The organism is Cupriavidus sp. JZ107, assembly GCF_053903255.1.
Map to the genome: position 1 here is coordinate 1,057,015 of NZ_CP096481.1, position 16,999 is coordinate 1,074,013.

17 protein-coding genes and 1 tRNA gene are annotated in these 16,999 nt (G+C 67.9%); 11 read left to right on the forward strand and 7 right to left on the reverse strand.

What is annotated here, in order from left to right; all coding sequences use genetic code 11:
* Positions 1-22 precede the first annotated feature (22 nt).
* From truA to M1D55_RS14405, 11 genes are all read left to right on the forward strand, one after another.
* Entirely contained in the window at positions 23-847 is an 825-nt protein-coding gene (truA, locus tag M1D55_RS14355; protein WP_064575936.1) for a tRNA pseudouridine(38-40) synthase TruA, read from the forward strand.
* Complete coding sequence (locus M1D55_RS14360) at positions 831-1,583, forward strand: phosphoribosylanthranilate isomerase (protein ID WP_043439894.1); 753 nt, start codon at positions 831-833, stop codon at positions 1,581-1,583. The genes truA and M1D55_RS14360 overlap by 17 nt, the downstream gene beginning before the upstream one ends.
* A 114-nt stretch (positions 1,584-1,697) precedes the next feature.
* A complete protein-coding gene (gene trpB / locus M1D55_RS14365) occupies positions 1,698-2,891 on the forward strand; it encodes a tryptophan synthase subunit beta (RefSeq protein ID WP_456282446.1) in 1,194 nt (397 codons plus the stop codon).
* On the forward strand, positions 2,891-3,868 hold the full coding sequence (locus M1D55_RS14370; protein WP_456282447.1) for a DNA-methyltransferase: 978 nt from the start codon (positions 2,891-2,893) through the stop codon (positions 3,866-3,868). Before trpB ends, M1D55_RS14370 begins: the two co-directional genes overlap by 1 nt.
* A gap of 2 nt (positions 3,869-3,870) precedes the next feature.
* Complete coding sequence (gene trpA / locus M1D55_RS14375) at positions 3,871-4,674, forward strand: tryptophan synthase subunit alpha (protein ID WP_064575940.1); 804 nt, start codon at positions 3,871-3,873, stop codon at positions 4,672-4,674.
* 223 nt (positions 4,675-4,897) lie between these two features.
* Positions 4,898-5,770, forward strand: a complete 873-nt coding sequence (gene accD / locus M1D55_RS14380) for an acetyl-CoA carboxylase, carboxyltransferase subunit beta (RefSeq protein WP_456282448.1) — start codon at positions 4,898-4,900, stop codon at positions 5,768-5,770.
* Between the two features lie 243 nt (positions 5,771-6,013).
* Positions 6,014-7,324: a bifunctional tetrahydrofolate synthase/dihydrofolate synthase gene (folC, locus tag M1D55_RS14385; RefSeq protein WP_006579933.1), complete on the forward strand. Its 1,311-nt coding sequence runs from the start codon at positions 6,014-6,016 to the stop codon at positions 7,322-7,324.
* A 108-nt stretch (positions 7,325-7,432) separates the two neighbouring features.
* Positions 7,433-8,227, forward strand: coding sequence for an SPOR domain-containing protein (locus M1D55_RS14390; protein ID WP_064575943.1), 795 nt, complete (start codon positions 7,433-7,435; stop codon positions 8,225-8,227).
* 28 nt (positions 8,228-8,255) lie between these two features.
* Positions 8,256-8,753, forward strand: coding sequence for a CvpA family protein (locus tag M1D55_RS14395; protein WP_006578036.1), 498 nt, complete (start codon positions 8,256-8,258; stop codon positions 8,751-8,753).
* 95 nt (positions 8,754-8,848) lie between these two features.
* On the forward strand, positions 8,849-10,375 hold the full coding sequence (purF, locus tag M1D55_RS14400) for an amidophosphoribosyltransferase (RefSeq protein ID WP_023264524.1): 1,527 nt from the start codon (positions 8,849-8,851) through the stop codon (positions 10,373-10,375).
* Between the two features lie 192 nt (positions 10,376-10,567).
* Positions 10,568-11,773, forward strand: a complete 1,206-nt coding sequence (locus tag M1D55_RS14405) for an O-succinylhomoserine sulfhydrylase (RefSeq protein ID WP_064575946.1) — start codon at positions 10,568-10,570, stop codon at positions 11,771-11,773.
* Between the two features lie 154 nt (positions 11,774-11,927).
* Here the strand turns inward: M1D55_RS14405 and M1D55_RS14410 are convergent, their stop codons facing one another.
* The 7 genes from M1D55_RS14410 to fdxA form a co-directional block, all read right to left on the reverse strand.
* Positions 11,928-12,797 (reverse strand): ABC transporter permease, encoded by an 870-nt coding sequence (locus M1D55_RS14410; RefSeq protein WP_456282449.1) that lies wholly within the window; start codon positions 12,795-12,797, stop codon positions 11,928-11,930.
* Positions 12,798-12,846: 49 nt separating this feature from the next.
* Positions 12,847-13,758: a nodulation factor ABC transporter ATP-binding protein NodI gene (gene nodI / locus M1D55_RS14415; RefSeq protein ID WP_006578039.1), complete on the reverse strand. Its 912-nt coding sequence runs from the start codon at positions 13,756-13,758 to the stop codon at positions 12,847-12,849.
* Between the two features lie 136 nt (positions 13,759-13,894).
* Positions 13,895-14,296: a VanZ family protein gene (locus M1D55_RS14420; protein WP_232205881.1), complete on the reverse strand. Its 402-nt coding sequence runs from the start codon at positions 14,294-14,296 to the stop codon at positions 13,895-13,897.
* Positions 14,297-14,504: 208 nt separating this feature from the next.
* A complete protein-coding gene (gene rpsU / locus M1D55_RS14425; RefSeq protein WP_006578041.1) occupies positions 14,505-14,717 on the reverse strand; it encodes a 30S ribosomal protein S21 in 213 nt (70 codons plus the stop codon).
* A 234-nt stretch (positions 14,718-14,951) separates the two neighbouring features.
* A tRNA-Asn gene (locus tag M1D55_RS14430) sits at positions 14,952-15,027 on the reverse strand.
* A gap of 283 nt (positions 15,028-15,310) precedes the next feature.
* Positions 15,311-16,417, reverse strand: coding sequence for an NAD(P)/FAD-dependent oxidoreductase (locus tag M1D55_RS14435; RefSeq protein ID WP_006578042.1), 1,107 nt, complete (start codon positions 16,415-16,417; stop codon positions 15,311-15,313).
* A 109-nt stretch (positions 16,418-16,526) separates the two neighbouring features.
* A complete protein-coding gene (gene fdxA, locus M1D55_RS14440; RefSeq protein ID WP_006578043.1) occupies positions 16,527-16,850 on the reverse strand; it encodes a ferredoxin FdxA in 324 nt (107 codons plus the stop codon).
* Between the last annotated feature and the right edge of the window lie 149 nt (positions 16,851-16,999).

The window sequence follows — 16,999 nt, forward strand, 5'->3', positions numbered from 1 at the left end:
CCCGCATCCAAAACGCGCATCCATGACCCGTCTCGCCCTCGGCCTCCACTACGACGGCACCGCCTTCTCCGGCTGGCAGTCGCAGCCGCACCGCAATACCGTGCAGGACGTGCTGGAGGACGCCATCGCGCAGTTCGCCGGCGAGCGGCTGCCGACCACGGTGGCGGGGCGGACCGACGCGGGCGTCCATGCGCTGGGGCAGGTGATCCACCTTGATACCGTGCTGTCGCGCGAGCCGTTCTCGTGGGTGCGCGGCGTCAATGCCTTCCTGCCGCCGACCATCGCGCTGCAATGGGCCAAGCCGGTCGACGACGACTTCCACGCGCGCTTCGCCGCGTTCGAGCGGACCTACTACTACGCGCTCTACACCGGTCCGCACCGCGCGCCGCTGGTGCACGGCCGCGCCGGCTACCTGATGCTGCCGCCGGGCAAGCGGCTCGACGTCGACGCGATGCGCGAGGCCGCCGCCTGCCTGATCGGCGAGCACGATTTCTCGGCCTTCCGCGCCGCCGAGTGCCAGGCCAGGTCGCCGGTCAAGACGATGTACGAGATCCGCATCCACGCCGACCGCGATTGGGTATTCCTGCGTTTTCGCGCCAGCGCCTTCCTGCACCACATGGTCCGCAACCTGATGGGCTGCCTGGTGGCGGTGGGGCGGGGGCGCTATCCGGCCTCGTGGCTGCCCGAGGTGCTGGTCTCGCGCCAGCGCAGCATGGCCGCGCCGACCTTCATGCCGGACGGCCTGTATCTGGCCGGGGTCAGGTATCCTGAGCCCTATGGCATCCCGGCCGCCGATCCGGCCGGCAGCCTGTTTCATGGAGTGTTTGCCGATGCCTTCGCCAACTAGCGTGCCCGGCGCCGAGGCGCAGTTCGTGCCGGTCCGCCCGCGCACCCGCATCAAGATCTGCGGGCTGACTCGCGAGGAGGACGTGCGCGCGGCGGTCGATGCCGGCGCCGACGCGATCGGGCTGGTGTTCTATCCCGGCAGCCCGCGCCATGTCGATGTGGCCCGCGCCGCCGCGCTGGCCGAGGCCGCCGGCCCCTTCGTCGCGGTGGTCGGCCTGTTCGTCAATGCCGACGCCGAAGAGGTCGCCCACGTGGCCGAACGGGTGCCGCTGTCGCTGCTGCAGTTCCACGGCGACGAGAGCGCGCAGGACTGCGCGCGCGCCGCCCAGCGCTGCCGGCTGCCGTTCCTGCGCGCGGCGCGTGTGCGCCCCGGTCTCGATTTGGTAGAATTCGGCGATCAATATCGTGACGCCGCGGCCATCCTGCTCGATGCCTTCGTCGAAGGCTATGGCGGCGGCGGACACGCCTTCGACTGGACCCTGATCCCTCCCGGATGGATTGCGCCTGATCCCGGCACATCGACATGCAACGGCAATCGAACCGCAAGCGCCGCTCCTCGCATCGTTTTGAGTGGTGGGTTGAACGCGCAAAACGTGGCTGGCGCGATTGAGCGCGTGCGCCCCTACGCCGTCGATGTCAGCAGCGGCGTGGAGGCGGCCAAGGGCGTCAAGGACCCCGCCCGCATCGCCGACTTCGTGCGCGCGGTGCGCGCCGCGGATGCCAACCACGCCGCCTGAGCCTGGCGAACGACCGGCGCCGATCACAGACATCGCGCCGGTCCCGCAAGCCACCCTGTTCCCCTGCCGCGGCCGATCCAACGAAGACGGCCGCGCCACCCGGAAGCCCCACTCATGTACAACCTGCCCGATTCCCGCGGCCACTTCGGCCCCTATGGCGGTACCTTCGTCTCCGAGACCCTGACCTACGCACTGGACGAACTGCGCGAGGCCTATGCCAACCTGCGCAACGACGCCGAGTTCGAAGCCGAATTCCGCCGTGAACTGAAGCATTTCGTCGGCCGTCCGTCGCCGATCTACCATGCGCAGCGCTGGAGCGAGACGCTCGGTGGCGCGCAGATCTACTTCAAGCGCGAGGACCTGAACCACACCGGCGCGCACAAGATCAACAACGTGATCGGCCAGGCGCTGCTGGCCCGCAAGATGGGCAAGCCGCGCGTGATCGCCGAGACCGGCGCCGGCCAGCACGGCGTGGCCACCGCGACCATCGCGGCGCGCTTCGGCATGGAATGCGTGGTCTATATGGGCGCCGAGGACGTCAAGCGCCAGGCCGCCAACGTCTACCGGATGAAGCTGCTGGGCGCCACCGTGGTGCCGGTCGAGAGTGGTTCGAAGACGCTGAAGGATGCGCTGAACGAGGCGATGCGCGACTGGGTCACCAACGTCGAGAACACCTTCTACATCATCGGCACCGTCGCCGGCCCGCACCCGTATCCCGCGATGGTGCGCGATTTCCAGTGCGTGATCGGCGAGGAGGCCAAGGTGCAGATGCCGGAGATGACCGGCCGGCAGCCCGATGCGGTGATCGCCTGCGTCGGCGGCGGCTCCAACGCGATGGGCATCTTCTATCCGTATATCGACCACCAGGACGTCGAGCTGATCGGCGTCGAGGCGGCCGGCGACGGCATCGACACCGGCCGCCACGCGGCCTCGCTGAGCGCCGGCTCGCCCGGCGTGCTGCACGGCAACCGCACCTATCTGCTGCAGGATCCGAACGGGCAGATCATCGAGACGCATTCGGTGTCGGCGGGGCTCGACTATCCGGGCGTCGGTCCCGAGCACGCGTGGCTCAAGGACAGCGGCCGTGCCCAATACGTCTGCATCACCGACGACGAGGCGCTGCGCGCCTTCCACGATTGCTGCCGGATCGAGGGCATCATCCCGGCGCTCGAATCGAGCCATGCGATCGCCTACGCGTGCAAGCTGGCGCCGACGCTGCCCAAGGACAAGCTGCTGCTGGTCAACCTGTCCGGCCGCGGCGACAAGGACATGCACACGGTCGCCGAACGTGCGGGGTTGACGCTCTGATGCGCACGCTTCCCGAAGCCGCACCGGGCGCCGCCGCCGACACCATCACGCCGACGGTCGGCGGCGACGCGATCGCGCTGACCGCCACGCCGGCGTTGCCGGCCCTGCTGTACCAGGAGGACGTGCTCGACGGCGTGCGCCGGCTGGCCGACGGTTCGATCGATCTGGTGGTCGCCGACCCGCCGTACGGGCTCGGCAAGGACTACGGCAACGACTCGGACCGGCTGTCCGGCCAGGCCTATCTGGAATGGTCCGAGCGCTGGATCGACGCGGTGGTGCCCAAGCTGTCGCCGCGCGGCTCGCTGTACCTGTTCTGCACCTGGCAGTACTCACCCGAGCTGTTCGTGATGCTCAAGCGCCGGCTGACGATGGTCAACGAGATCATCTGGGACCGGCGCGTGCCCAGCATGGGCGGCACCACGCGCAAGTATTCGTCGGTGCACGACAACATCGGCTTCTTCGCCAAGGCCCGGGACTACTACTTCGACCTGGACTCGGTGCGGGTGCCGTACGACGCCGAGACCAAGAAGGCGCGCAGCCGCCCGCGTTTCGAGGGCAAGAAGTGGCTGGAGGTCGGCTACAACCCCAAGGACCTGTGGAGCGTGCCGCGCATCCATCGGCAGGACCCGGAGCGCGCCGACCACCCGACGCAGAAGCCGCTGCAGATCGTCGAGCGGATGGTGCTGTCGAGCTGTCCGCCCGGCGGCCTGGTGCTCGATCCGTTCACCGGCAGCGGCACCACCGCGGTCGCCTGCGCGCGCCACGGGCGCCGCTTCGTCGGCTTCGAGATCAATCCCGCCTATGTCGACGTCGCCCGCGCCCGCGTGGCCTCGGTGATGCCGCTGGCCCGGGCCGATGCGGCGCAGGCGGCGGAAGCCGCCGAAGCCGCCGCCGCTTCGATCGCCGCCGTCCCGTCTACCCCGGCAGCCGCCAACGACGCCGGTCCGGCGGACGCGCTGCCTCACCTCGCATCCTGACCATGTCCCGCATCCAAACGACTTTCGCGGCGCTGTCCGCACAAGGCAGGAAGGGCCTGATCCCCTTCATCACCGCCGGCGATCCCGAGCCCGGCCTGACCGTCGCGCTGATGCATGCACTGGTCGAGGGCGGTGCCGACGTGATCGAGCTGGGCGTGCCGTTTTCCGACCCGATGGCCGACGGCCCGGTGATCCAGCGCGCCTCCGAGCGGGCGCTGGCCAACGGCGTCAGCCTGACCCAGGTGCTGGGGTGGGTGCGCGAATTCCGCCAGCGCGACGCCGCCACGCCGGTGGTGCTGATGGGCTATGCGAATCCGATCGAGCGGATGGGCGAGCGCGCCTTCGCGCAGGCCGCCCGCGAGGCCGGCGTCGACGGCGTGCTGGTGGTCGATTACCCGCCCGAGGAGTGCGAGGCGTTCGCCCAACTGATGCGCGAGCACGACGTCGATCCGATCTTCCTGCTGGCGCCGACCACCACCGACGCCCGCATCGCGCAGGTCGCCAGGGTGGCCAGCGGCTATCTGTACTACGTGTCGCTGAAGGGCGTGACCGGCTCCGGCGCGCTCGACCTCGACAGCGTCGCCGCGCGCCTGCCGGTGATCAAGCGCCACGCCAACCTGCCGGTCGGCGTCGGTTTCGGCATCCGCGACGCGCAGACCGCGCGCGCGATCGCCAGCGTGGCCGACGCGGTCGTGATCGGCAGCCGGCTGGTGCAACTGCTGGAGGAAGCGCCGCGGGAACAGGCGGTACAATCGCTGCGTTCGTTTATCGCGGAGATCCGCGCGGCGCTGGACGGCAAGGCGTGACGCATTAGCCTCATATTGGCGCACTTCGGCGATATTTCACCGCCGGCAGCCGCCGATCCCTGCCTTCCGCAGCACAGAAAGTCGGCCCCTGGGCGGCGAGCGTGGTACATTCGCCGCCTTGGCCGATGGCCGGGCCTGCACCTGCGCGCACGTGCGCCGTAACAAGCGGCAATGCCACGCTGCGATGCGCCGGGCCGCGGCCTTATCCGAAAGGAGCGTTTTGATGAGCTGGTTGGATAAACTCCTGCCCCCGAAGATTCAACAGACCGACCCCTCGTCCCGCAAGGGCATCCCCGAGGGCCTGTGGGTCAAATGCCCCTCGTGCGAGTCCGTGCTGTATCGGACCGACGTCGAGGCCAATCTGCATGTCTGCCCCAAGTGCGACCACCATATGCGCATCCGCGCGCGCGAGCGGCTCGATTCGCTGCTCGACTCCGAGGGCCGCTATGAGATCGGCCAGGAAATCGTGCCGGTCGACGCGCTGAAGTTCAAGGACTCGAAGAAATATCCGGACCGGATCAAGGCCGCGATGGACGAGACCGGCGAGACCGACGCAATGGTCGTGATGGGCGGCGCGATCCACACCATTCCGGTGGTGGTCAGCTGCTTCGAATTCGCCTTCATGGGCGGCTCGATGGGTTCCGTGGTCGGCGAGCGCTTCGCCCGCGGCGCGCAGGCGGCGCTGGAGCAGAAGGTGCCGTTCATCTGCATCAGCGCCACCGGCGGCGCGCGCATGCAGGAAAGCCTGCTGTCGCTGATGCAGATGGCCAAGACCACCGCGATGCTGAACAAGCTGTCGGCGGCCAGGCTGCCGTTCATCAGCGTGCTGACCGACCCGACCATGGGCGGCGTCTCCGCGAGCTTCGCCTTCCTGGGCGACGTGGTGATCGCCGAGCCGAAGGCGCTGATCGGTTTTGCCGGCCCGCGCGTGATCGAGCAGACCGTGCGCGAAAAGCTGCCCGAAGGCTTCCAGCGCGCCGAGTTCCTGCTGCAGAAGGGCGCCATCGACATGATCGTCGACCGGCGCAAGCTGCGTGCCGAGCTCGCGCAACTGCTGGCGCTGCTGCAGAAGCAGCCGGCCGACGCGGTGGCCTGAACGGACGCCGATCGCCGAAGGATGGTTTGACGACGCGGACCTGGTCCGCGTTTTTCATTGAGTAGTATCGATTCACGGGTGCTGTTCTCCCTCTCCCCCTCGGGGGGAGACGGTTGGGGAGAGGGGGTGGTTTGGAACCCGCCCAGGGCCTGCCGCCACCGCTTGCCCTCTCCCCCAGCCCTTCTCCCGCAAGCGGGAGAGGGGAGCGGTGGCCCGCGAACCGCAGCTGATCACCGCAGCATCATGCCTATCTTCTCCTCCCTCCCCGAGTGGCTGGCCCACCTCGAAACCGCGCATCCGGTCGGCATCGACATGGGCCTGACCCGGATCAGCCGGGTCAAGGAAGCGCTCGGCCTGCGCATCGACGCGCTGGTCTTCACCGTGGGCGGCACCAATGGCAAGGGTTCGACCTGCGCGATGCTCGAACGCATCCTGCTGGAAGCAGGCTACAAGGTCGGCTGCCATACCTCGCCGCACCTGCTGTCATTCAACGAGCGCGCGCGCATCAACGGCGAGATCGCCACCGACGCCCAGCTGCTGCCGCATTTCGAGGCGGTCGAGCGCGCCCGCACCAGCTTCGCCGACCCGGTCAGCCTGACCTATTTCGAGTTCACCACGCTGGCGATCGTCCATGCCTTCGCCGCCGCGCAGCTCGACGCGATCATCCTGGAGGTCGGGCTGGGCGGCCGGCTTGACGCGGTCAATGTGTTCGATCCCGACTGCGCGATCGTCACCAGCGTCGATATCGACCATGCCCAGTACCTGGGCGACACGCGCGAGAAGATCGGCTTCGAGAAGGCCGGCATCTTCCGCCCGCATGTGCCGGCGATCTGCGGGGACCCGATGCCCCCGGCCTCGCTGGTCGAGCACGCCGAGACGATCGGCGCCGACCTGTGGCTGGTCGGCCGCGATTTCCAGCACCAGGCCGCCAAGGGCCAGGAGCGCCTGCAGTGGGACTGGAGCGGCCGCGGCCGCAAGCTCAATGGTCTGGGCTATCCGGCGCTGCGCGGCGCCAACCAGCTGCTGAACGCATCGGCCGCGTTGGCCGCGCTGCAGGCGGTGCGCGACCGGCTGCCGGTCAGCGCGCAGGAAGTGCGCAATGGGCTGGCCTTCGTCGATCTGCCCGGGCGCTTCCAGGTGATGGCGGGCCGTCCGACGGTGATCCTCGACGTCGCCCACAACCCCCATGCCGCCGCGACGCTGGGCCAGAGCCTCGACAACATGGGGTTCTTCCGCTACACCTACGCGGTGTTCGGCGCGATGGCGGACAAGGACATCGCCGGCGTGCTGCGCCACCTGAGCGACAAGGTCGATCACTGGTGCCTGTGCGACCTGCCGACGCCGCGCGCGGCCAGCGCCCAGGACCTGCTGGAGCACCTGGAGCAGGGCGGCTTCCGGCCCGGTCCGGATGCCACCGCGGCATGCTTCGCGAGCCCCGAGGCGGCCTATCGGGACGCCATCGAGCGTGCCACCGAGAATGATAGAATCCTGGTCTTCGGATCGTTCTACACCGTGGCCGGCGTGATGGCGTACCGCGCGACCCAGGCCAACTAGCCTGCGGACCATTTTCCAGGGCACTACGCGGGCACTTCCGGGGCACGCGCCGCGGTCGAGCGACAAACCAAGGGGCGGCCGCGCCTGCCGCCCGCACCGAACCAATCTATGGGCCTGCTTTCGCTGTTTTCCTTCCGCAAGGGCAAAGACGCGGCACCGGAGCGCGCACGGCGCGCCCGCGGCGACGCCGGGGCCGCCGGCACCCGCGCCGGCAGCCGCGATACGCGCCGGGGTGCCGATCGAGGTGCCGACGATTATGCGGACGACATGCTGGACCCGGAATTCCCGCAGAAGCAACGCGCGCGGCGCCGCCTGATCGGCGCGCTGGTGATGACGGTGGCCGCGGTCATCGTGCTGCCGATCGTGTTCGAGACCGAGCCGCGTCCCGCCGCCGACCAGATCGCGGTGCGCCTGAGCGGCGGCCAGGGCGAGGCGCAGGCCAGGCCCGAGCCGCGCAAGGCGGCGCCGCTGGCCCCGCAGCAGCAATCCCGCCTCGATGCGCAGGCGCTCGATGCCGGCGAGGAACTGGTCAGCGCACCGGCAGCCCGTGGGGTCGACAAGCCGGCCGACAAGCCGGCGGAAAAGCCCGCCGAGCGCACCGAAACGGTGGCCAAGGCCGATCCCAGGCCGGAATCGAAGCCCGAATCCAGAGCGGAAGCCAAATCGTCCGGCAGCGGCAAATATGTGATCCTCGTCGGCGCCTTCTCGACCGAGGACAAGGCAAAGCAGTGGATGAGCAAGTTGAAGGCGAACAAGGTGCCCGCATATATCGAACGCAAGGCGCTGGCCGACGGCGAACGCATCCTGCTGCGCGCCGGCCCGTTTTCCGACCGCGATGCCGCCGACGCCGCCGAGAAGCGGGTCCGCGCGGCCGGCCTGACGGCCCGCGTGGTCGAGCTCTGAGCGGCGGCGGACAGCGGTGCTGGCGGGAATGCAGCTGACGTTCTTCGACTACGCGGTCGTGTTCGTGCTGATCGCCTCGGGGCTGGTCGGCGCGCTGCGCGGCCTGATGCGCGAACTGCTGTCGCTGGTGGGCTGGATCGCGGCGTTCTTCGTGGCCTACAACTATGTCGGGGTCGCGGCGCAATGGATGCCCGAGTCGCTGCCCGGCGGAGCGCTCGCGCGCAGCGCCGCGGGATTCGCGGTATTGTTCTTCGGCACCGTGATCGGTGCGGCGCTGGTCGGCGCGGTGATCGGCCAGCTGCTGGAGACCACCGGCCTGAAGCCGGCGGACCGCGGGCTGGGATTGGTGTTCGGGGTGGCGCGCGGCGCGCTGGTGGTGATGCTGCTGGTCACGTTGGCCGGCTTCACCAAATTGCCCGACGAACCATTCTGGCGCGACGCGGTGTCGCGCCCCTACGTGATCGCCGCGATGGAGTCGCTGCGGCCCTGGTTGCCGCCGGAAATCGCCAAATACGTCAGAACTTGAGGCCGGGCGTACGCCCGGCATGAACTTTTCGCGCCTGGTCTGCCGTCGGCAGCGCGCAGGGCGCGCCGAATCAAAGCCTTTCCTGGGAGCTTGGCATGTGCGGTATCGTCGGTGTGGTGTCTGCCACGCCCGTCAATCAGTTGATTTACGACAGTCTGCTGCTGTTGCAGCACCGCGGTCAGGACGCCGCGGGCATCGCGACCGCCAACGGCAGCACTTTCCACATGCACAAGGCCAACGGCCTGGTGCGCGACGTGTTCCGCACGCGCAATATGCGCGGCCTGCCGGGCGCGGCGGGCATCGGCCAGGTGCGCTACCCGACCGCAGGCTCGGCCTCCAGCGAGGAAGAGGCCCAGCCGTTCTACGTCAATGCGCCGTACGGCATCATCCTCGCGCATAACGGCAACCTGACCAACTGGCAGCAGCTGCGCGAGGAGATGTTCCGGCGCGATCGCCGCCACATCAATACGCATTCGGATACCGAGGTGCTGCTGAACGTGCTGGCCGACGAGCTGCAGCGCGCCAGCAACGGCACTTCGCTCGATCCCGAGATCATCTTCGCCGCGGTGGCCGGCATGCACCGCCGCGTGCGCGGCTCGTATGCGATCGCCGCGCAGATCGCCGGCTACGGCATGCTGGCGGTGCGCGATCCGTTCGGCATCCGTCCGCTGTGCCTGGGCAGCGTCGAGACGCCCCACGGCAAGGAATGGATGGTCGCGTCGGAGTCGGTGGCGCTCGAGGGCATCGGCTACAAGCTCGAGCGTGACGTGGCGCCGGGCGAGGCGATCTTCATCGATCTGGACGGCAAGCTCTACACCAGGCAGTGCGCCGACAATCCGCTGCTGAACTCCTGCATCTTCGAATACGTCTACCTGGCTCGGCCGGATTCGTGCATCGACGGCGTGCCGGTCTACGATGCGCGGCTGCGCATGGGCGACTACCTGGCCGAGAAGATCCGCAGCGAGGTCAGCGCCGGCGATATCGACGTGGTGATGCCGATTCCCGATTCGAGCCGGCCGGCGGCGATGCAGGTTGCCAACAAGCTGGGCCTGAACTATCGCGAGGGCTTCTTCAAGAACCGCTATGTCGGCCGCACGTTCATCATGCCGGGCCAGGCGGTGCGCAAGAAGTCGGTGCGCCAGAAGCTCAACGCGATGGGCGTCGAGTTCAAGGGCAAGAACGTGCTGATCGTCGACGACTCGATCGTGCGCGGCACCACCTCGTTCGAGATCGTGCAGATGGCGCGCGATGCGGGCGCCAACAAGGTGATCTTCGCGTCCGCGGCGCCGCCGGTGAAATTCCCGAACGTCTACGGCATCGACATGCCGACCCGCAGCGAACTGGTCGCGCATGGCCGCAGCCATGACGAGATCTGCCGCATCATCGGCGCCGACCAGCTGGTCTATCAGGACGTCGAGGCGATGAAGCAGGCGGTGCGCGACATCAACCCCGCGCTGAAGGACTTCGAGGCCTCGTGCTTCGACGGCAAGTACATCACCGGCGATATCGACGAGGCCTATCTGGACCGCCTCGAGACCGCGCGCAGCGAAGCCGACCGCGAGGGCGGCGGCGACACCGAGCGTTCGCAGCTGCATCTGCAGCGCTCGGGCGGCAACGAGTAAGGTTTCACGGCTGTCTTCCCAGGCGCCCACTTTCTCCCCTCTCCCACTGGCGGGAGAGGGGCGGGGGAGAGGGCAGGGCGTTCGTCATGGCAAGGACGTTGGCATGGCGAGCGCTGTTTGCCCTCTCCCCGAACACCTCTCCCGCGAGCGGGAGAGGGGAGCCAGTCCATCACTACCCACGAATTCCCGACCATGAACGAACCGCTCGACCTCGACTCCCTCGGCATTGATACGCTCGGCGTGCGCGCCGGCACGCTGCGCAGCGAGTTCATGGAGCATTCGGAAGCGATGTACCTGACGTCGAGCTTCTGCTTCGGCAGCGCCGCCGAGGCCGCGGAGCGCTTTGCCAACTCGGAACAGGGCTATACGTACTCGCGCTTCACCAATCCGACCGTCAGCATGTTCCAGCAGCGGCTGGCCGCGCTCGAAGGCGCGGAGGCCTGCATGGCGACCGCCTCGGGCATGAGCGCGATCCTGTCGGTGGTGCTGTCGTCGATGCAGGCCGGCGACCATCTGGTCAGCTCGCGCGCGATCTTCGGCTCGACGATGACGCTGTTCTCGAACATCTTCTCGAAGTTCGGCGTCGAGACCACCTTCGTCGACGGCACCGATCTGGCCGGCTGGCGCGCGGCGGTCAGGCCCAATACCAGGCTGTTCTTCCTCGAGACGCCGTCGAATCCGCTGACCGAGGTGTCCGACATCGCGGCGGTGGCCGAGATCGCGCACGATGCCGGCGCGCTGCTGGTGGTCGACAACTGCTTCTGCTCGCCGGCGCTGCAGCAGCCGCTGCGCTTGGGCGCCGACATCGTCGTGCATTCGGCGACCAAGCATATCGATGGCCAGGGCCGCGTGCTCGGCGGTGCGGTGCTGGGCAAGCAGGATTTCATCATGGGCAAGGTGTTCCCCTTCGTGCGGACCGCCGGCCCGACGCTGTCGGCCTTCAACGCCTGGGTCATGCTCAAGGGCATGGAGACGCTGGCGATCCGCATGGAGCGCCATTCGGCCAGTGCGCTGGCGCTGGCCCAGTTCCTCGAATCGCATCCGGCGGTGGCGCGGGTCTATCACCCCGCGCTGAAGTCGCACCCGCAGCACGAGATCGCGATGCGGCAGCAGAGCGGCGGCGGTGCGATCGTGTCGTTCGAACTGAAGGGCGCGACGCCGGAACAGCAGCGCGCCAATGCCTGGCGCGTGATCGACAGCACGCGGCTGTGCTCGATCACCGGCAACCTGGGCGACACGCGCACCACGGTGACCCATCCGTACACCACCACGCACGCGCGCGTCAGCCCCGAGGCCAAGGCCGCGGCCGGCATCGGCGAGGGCCTGATCCGCATGGCGGTGGGGCTGGAGTCGGTCGAGGACCTGAAGGCGGATCTGCTGCGCGGGCTGCGCGACTGATCCCGGCTCGCTGGGCCAGCAAGAACAAAAGCCGGCCCCGGGGCCGGCTTTTTGCTTTCAGCCAGTCCGTCGTCCCCGCGCAGGCGGGGGCCCAGTGGCTATCCACGACGCTAGGTTCCCGCCTGCGCGGGAACGACGCCGAAGGTGTCCCGCCTCAGCGCAGCATCCGCCGGCGCAGCAGCATCAGCGCCACGACCAGCGCCACCGCCGCATACGCGGCCAGCACGGCCAGATGCAGTCCCGCTTGCTCGACCGGGCGGTCCAGCATCAGCGGCCGGATCAGCGCCACCGCGTGCGCCAGCGGCAGCGCCTGCGTGGCGGACTGCACGCCGGGCGGCAGCTGTTCCAGCGGGAAGAACACGCCCGACAGCAGCAGCATCGGCGTCATCACCAGCGTCTGGTAGAACATGAAGAAGTCGTAGCTGGGCGCCAGCGCGGTGACGATCATCGCGAGGCTGGCGAAGGCGATGCCCGCCAGCGCGATCACCGGCAGCGCCAGCAGCGCGTTCGGCATCTGCGCATAGCCGAGCGCGCTGGCCACCAGCATGATCGCCACGCCGGACAGCACCGCCTTGCTGGCGGCCCACAGCACCTCGCCGAGCACCACGTCGCCGAGCGTCAGCGGCGCGTGCATGATGGCCTCCCAGGTGCGCTGCACATGCATGCGGGAGAAGGCCGAATACATCGACTCGAAGCTGGCCGACATCATCACGCTGGAGGCGGTGGTGCCGGCGGCCAGGAAGGCGATGTAAGAGACGCCGTCGACGCGGCCGACCAGCACTCCCAGCCCCAGCCCGAGGCCGAACAGATAGATCATCGGATCGGCCAGGTTGCCGATCATCGACGGGATCGCCAGCTTGCGCCAGACGCGGTAGTTGCGGTACCAGACCATGGTCCAGTTGCGCAGGTTCAGCGGCCACAGCGGCTGCGGATAGCGCCGCGCGGCAACGGTCGCGCCGCCGGCCGGGGCCGCCGCGGTGGCCAGCTTGCCGTCGTTGCCCGGGTCCGGGTCTCGTTCGCTCATGGTTTCTCTCGATGGTTCGGTGCGTCGCGGGCGGGTTGGTCGATGGCGATCAATCCCGCATCTCGCGGCCGGTCAGCTTCAGGAACACATCCTCCAGATTGGCCGGACGATGCAGATAGCGGATACCGCCATTGCCGTGCAGCGCGGCCAGCAGCGGCTCGGGCTCGCGCACGTAGCAGAACAGCGTCTCGCCGCTCTTCTCGGTGCGCTCGGCCAGCGGCGCCAGCCGCTCGCGCAGCGCGTCCAGCTCCTCGCCATAGACCTCGACCACGTCGCAGCCGATCTGCCGGTCGATCAGCTCGTGCGGCTTGCCTTCGGCGATCTTGCGGCCGCCGTCGATCACGCACAGATAGTTGCACAGCCGCTCGGCCTCCTCCATGAAATGCGTGGTCAGCAGGATGGTCTTGCCGGCGGCCAGCAGCGACTTGAGCCGGTCCCAGATCAGATGGCGGGCCTGCGGATCGAGCCCGGTGGTCGGCTCGTCCATCACCAGCAGGTCCGGATCGTTGATCAGCGCACGCGCCACGGTCAGGCGCCGGCGCATGCCCCCGGACAGGTCACGCACATGCGCGTCGGCGCGGTTTTCCAGGCGGGCGAATTCGAGCAGCATCGGCACGCGTCGTTCGATCTCGGCGGCTGGCAGGCCGAAGTAGCGGCCGAAGATGCGCAGGTTCTCGACCACGGTGAAGTCCGGGTCCAGATTGTCGAACTGCGGCACCACGCCGACGCGCATGCGGGCCTGCGGCGCGCGTGCGGGAACCGGTTCGCCGCACAGCGTCAGCTCGCCGGAGGCCGGCGTGGTCAGCCCCAGCAGCAGGCGCAGCGTGGTGGTCTTGCCGGCGCCGTTGGGGCCCAGCAGGCCGAAGCATTGGCCGCGCTGCACCTGCAGGCTCAGATCGTCGACGACGACGGTATCGCCGTATTGCTTGCGCACGTGGCGCAACTCGAGAATGGCAGTCAACGCAGCGTTCCGGTGAAGCGCGCCTGGCGCAATCCCGCCATTATGCCGATCCGCCTGCGATCGGTCCTTGGCGCGCCGCAGCACAAGCGGCGCGGTCCTGCGTCTGTCTGGCCCGTCGCGGTACGGGTCGCGGCTGCTAGGCCGTGGGTCCGGCCCGCAGGCGGCGCATCAGCGAACGCACCAGCCCGTGCAGCAGCCAGCCCAGCGCCAGGCCGAGCCCGTCGGCCAGCACGTCGATCGCGTCGGCGGAGCGATAGGGCGTCATCGACTGCAGCCACTCGATCAGTCCGCCATAGACCAGCAAGCCGATCGGCACGAGCCAGGGCCGCGACGGATAGGCGCGCCATCCGAGCACGCCAAGCGTGGCAAAGGCCAGCAGATGATTGCTCTTGTCCCAGCCGGTGGTCGGCATCGGCGCGGCCGGCGGCATCAGCGCCAGCGTCAGCACGGCGCACAGGCACAGCCAGAACGCAAGGCGCCATGGCGACCGACCGATCGTCAGACTGGATGACGGACGGAAAGGCGTGCGGGAAGACATGCGGAAACGGTTCCTGAGGCGAGACAACAGGAACGTAATGTAGCAGCCGGGGCAGGTGCCCGATATCGGCTGGCGGGATGGGTGGCGCAGCGGGTGTCGTCGGCCAGAAGGCTGGACGAGGGGGCGCTCCCAGGCAGGGAAGAGCGGCAGGGGGTCACGCGGTGGGCGATGCGCCGCGCCCGCGGGACTCCCCGGCAGTCGAAGAGGCTCAGTACATCTTCTTCGGCAGCATCTGCATGCGCAGACGCTTGCGCAGGCGCGACTCGGCGGCCTTCTTCTTGCGCTTGCGCTCGGTCGTCGGCTTCTCGTAGGCCGTGCGGCTCTTCAGTTCGACGATCAGGCCATTTTGCAGAATGGCCCGGCGGAATCGCCGCATGGCGACATCAACCGGTTCGCCCGGCTTCAAAACGATCTTGGTCAAAGCGTGTCCTTCGGGGTGCCGCTGCTGCGGCGGGGTGGAACGGTGAGCCTCGGCAGCCTCGAGCCTGCGCTCGCTGCCGATACCCGCGGAGCTGGGTGTTGGCAAAACCCCGCAAGCGTGGCGGGGCAGTGGACCGGAAGGGTGGGCGTGCGAGTCGCGACGACGTCGGTCACGCAAGATGCCAGCGCACCAGTGAAAAGGCCCGCCATCTCGGATGGCGGGCCTTTTATTCTTTGGCTCCCCGACCTGGGCTCGAACCAGGGACCTGCGGATTAACAGTCCGTCGCTCTACCGACTGAGCTATCGGGGAACAGCTGAGAAAAGGATTATAGCCAGTTTCTCGTTACTTCGTCAACAACGTTTCGACATTTTGTTGTCGTTGCGTCATCCGCCAAACGTTGCGCCGAAGTGTCCGGCTTGCCTGCCCATTCGTTGGGTCGGAAGCCGTGGGGCCGATCCGGTGCCGCGAATGTGCGTTGGCGAGGGGCGCATTATAGACGGCGAACGCCGCGAATGCCAAGAAGAATTTGCGGGGCGCAACAAAAAACCGCCCGAAGGCGGTTTTCTGGTTCGTCATCCGATCGCGAAATCGTTCAGTCGAACACCGGCGATTCGACGCCGAGGATCTTGTGCAGCTTCGGCGAGGTCGTCGTGTACTGCATGTGGATCTTCTTCTCGGGGAAGATGTACGGCGCGGCGCCGAAGGCGGCCAGCGCGGCCTCGTGGAAGCCCGACAGGATCAGTTTCTTCTTGCCCGGATAGGTGTTGATGTCGCCGACCGCGAAGATGCCCGGGATGTTGGTCTCGAACTTCTCGGTATCGACCTTGATCTGCTTGCGCTCCAGGTCCAGGCCCCATTCGGCGATCGGGCCGAGCTTCGGCGACAGGCCGAAGAACACCAGCAGATCGTCCAGCGGCATGCGGCGCGTCACGCCGTCGCCGCCGGTGACCTTGATCTCGGTCAGCACGCCATCCTTTTCCTCATAGCCGGTGACCTGGCCGACCATGAACTGCATTTCCATCTGCTCGCACAGTTCCTTCATCTTCGCCACCGAGGCGGGCGCGGCGCGGAAGCCGTCGCGGCGGTGGATCAGCACCACCGACTCGGCCTTGCCGACCAGATCCAGCGTCCAGTCCAGCGCCGAGTCGCCGCCGCCGACGACCACCAGATTGCGGCCATGGAAGCGGCTCGGATCCTTGACGCGGTAGAACAGCTGCTTGCCGTCGAACTTGTCCAGGCCCTCGACCTTCAGCGTGCGCGGCTGGAACGAACCGACGCCGGCGGCGATGAAGATGGTCTTGGTCAGGAAGCGGGTGCCGAGCGAGGTCTCGACGAAGAAGCGGCCGTCCTCCTGGCGCTCGACCACCGAGACTTCCTGGCCGAGGTGGAAGGTCGGCTCGAACGGCTCGATCTGCTTGAGCAGGTTGTCGGTCAGCTCCTGGCCGGTGCAGATCGGTACCGCGGGGATGTCATAGATCGGCTTGTCCGGATACAGCTCGACGCACTGGCCGCCGACGACCTTCAGCGAGTCGATCACGTGCGCCTTGATCTCGAGCAGGCCGAGTTCGAAGACCTGGAACAGGCCGACCGGACCGGCGCCGACGATCAGCGCGTCGATTTCGAGGGGCTGGCCACCGCCAGCGTTGCCGCCGACCTGGTTGGTGGTGTCCGCGACGGGGTTGGGGATGCTCAAGTCCATATGCGTCCTGATACGTTTGGGGGCACGGTCTGTGCCCGGCATTGCGGGAAAGCGCGTGGGGACGGCTTTCTCTTTGTCGCTATCGGGTGGGTGCGGCTGGCGCGTCGGCTCAGCGCTCCAGGTATTGCAGCTTGCCGGTGGCGTCCTTCCATTCCTCGGCCTCGGGCAGCGGGGCCTTGGTCTTGGTGATCGAAGGCCAGCTGCGGGCCAGTTCGGCGTTCAGTTCGATGAACTGCTGCTGGTCGCCTGGCACGTCTTCCTCGGCATAGATCGCGTTGACCGGACACTCGGCGACGCACACCGCGCAGTCGATGCACTCGTCCGGATCGATCGCGAGGAAGTTCGGGCCCTCGCGGAAACAATCGACCGGACACACGTCAACGCAGTCGGTATAGCGGCAACGGATGCAGGATTCGGTGACAACGTGAGTCATTTCGGTTCCAGGAAAACGGATCGGCTTCGATGGGAGACTGTTTTTGGCCGCTTGTGTCGGTACTGGTGCCCGTACAACGCCCGCACGCGCGGGGACGAGCGTCGACCGCGGCCTTTCAAAGATCGGTATTGTAGCCGACCCGTTCGTCC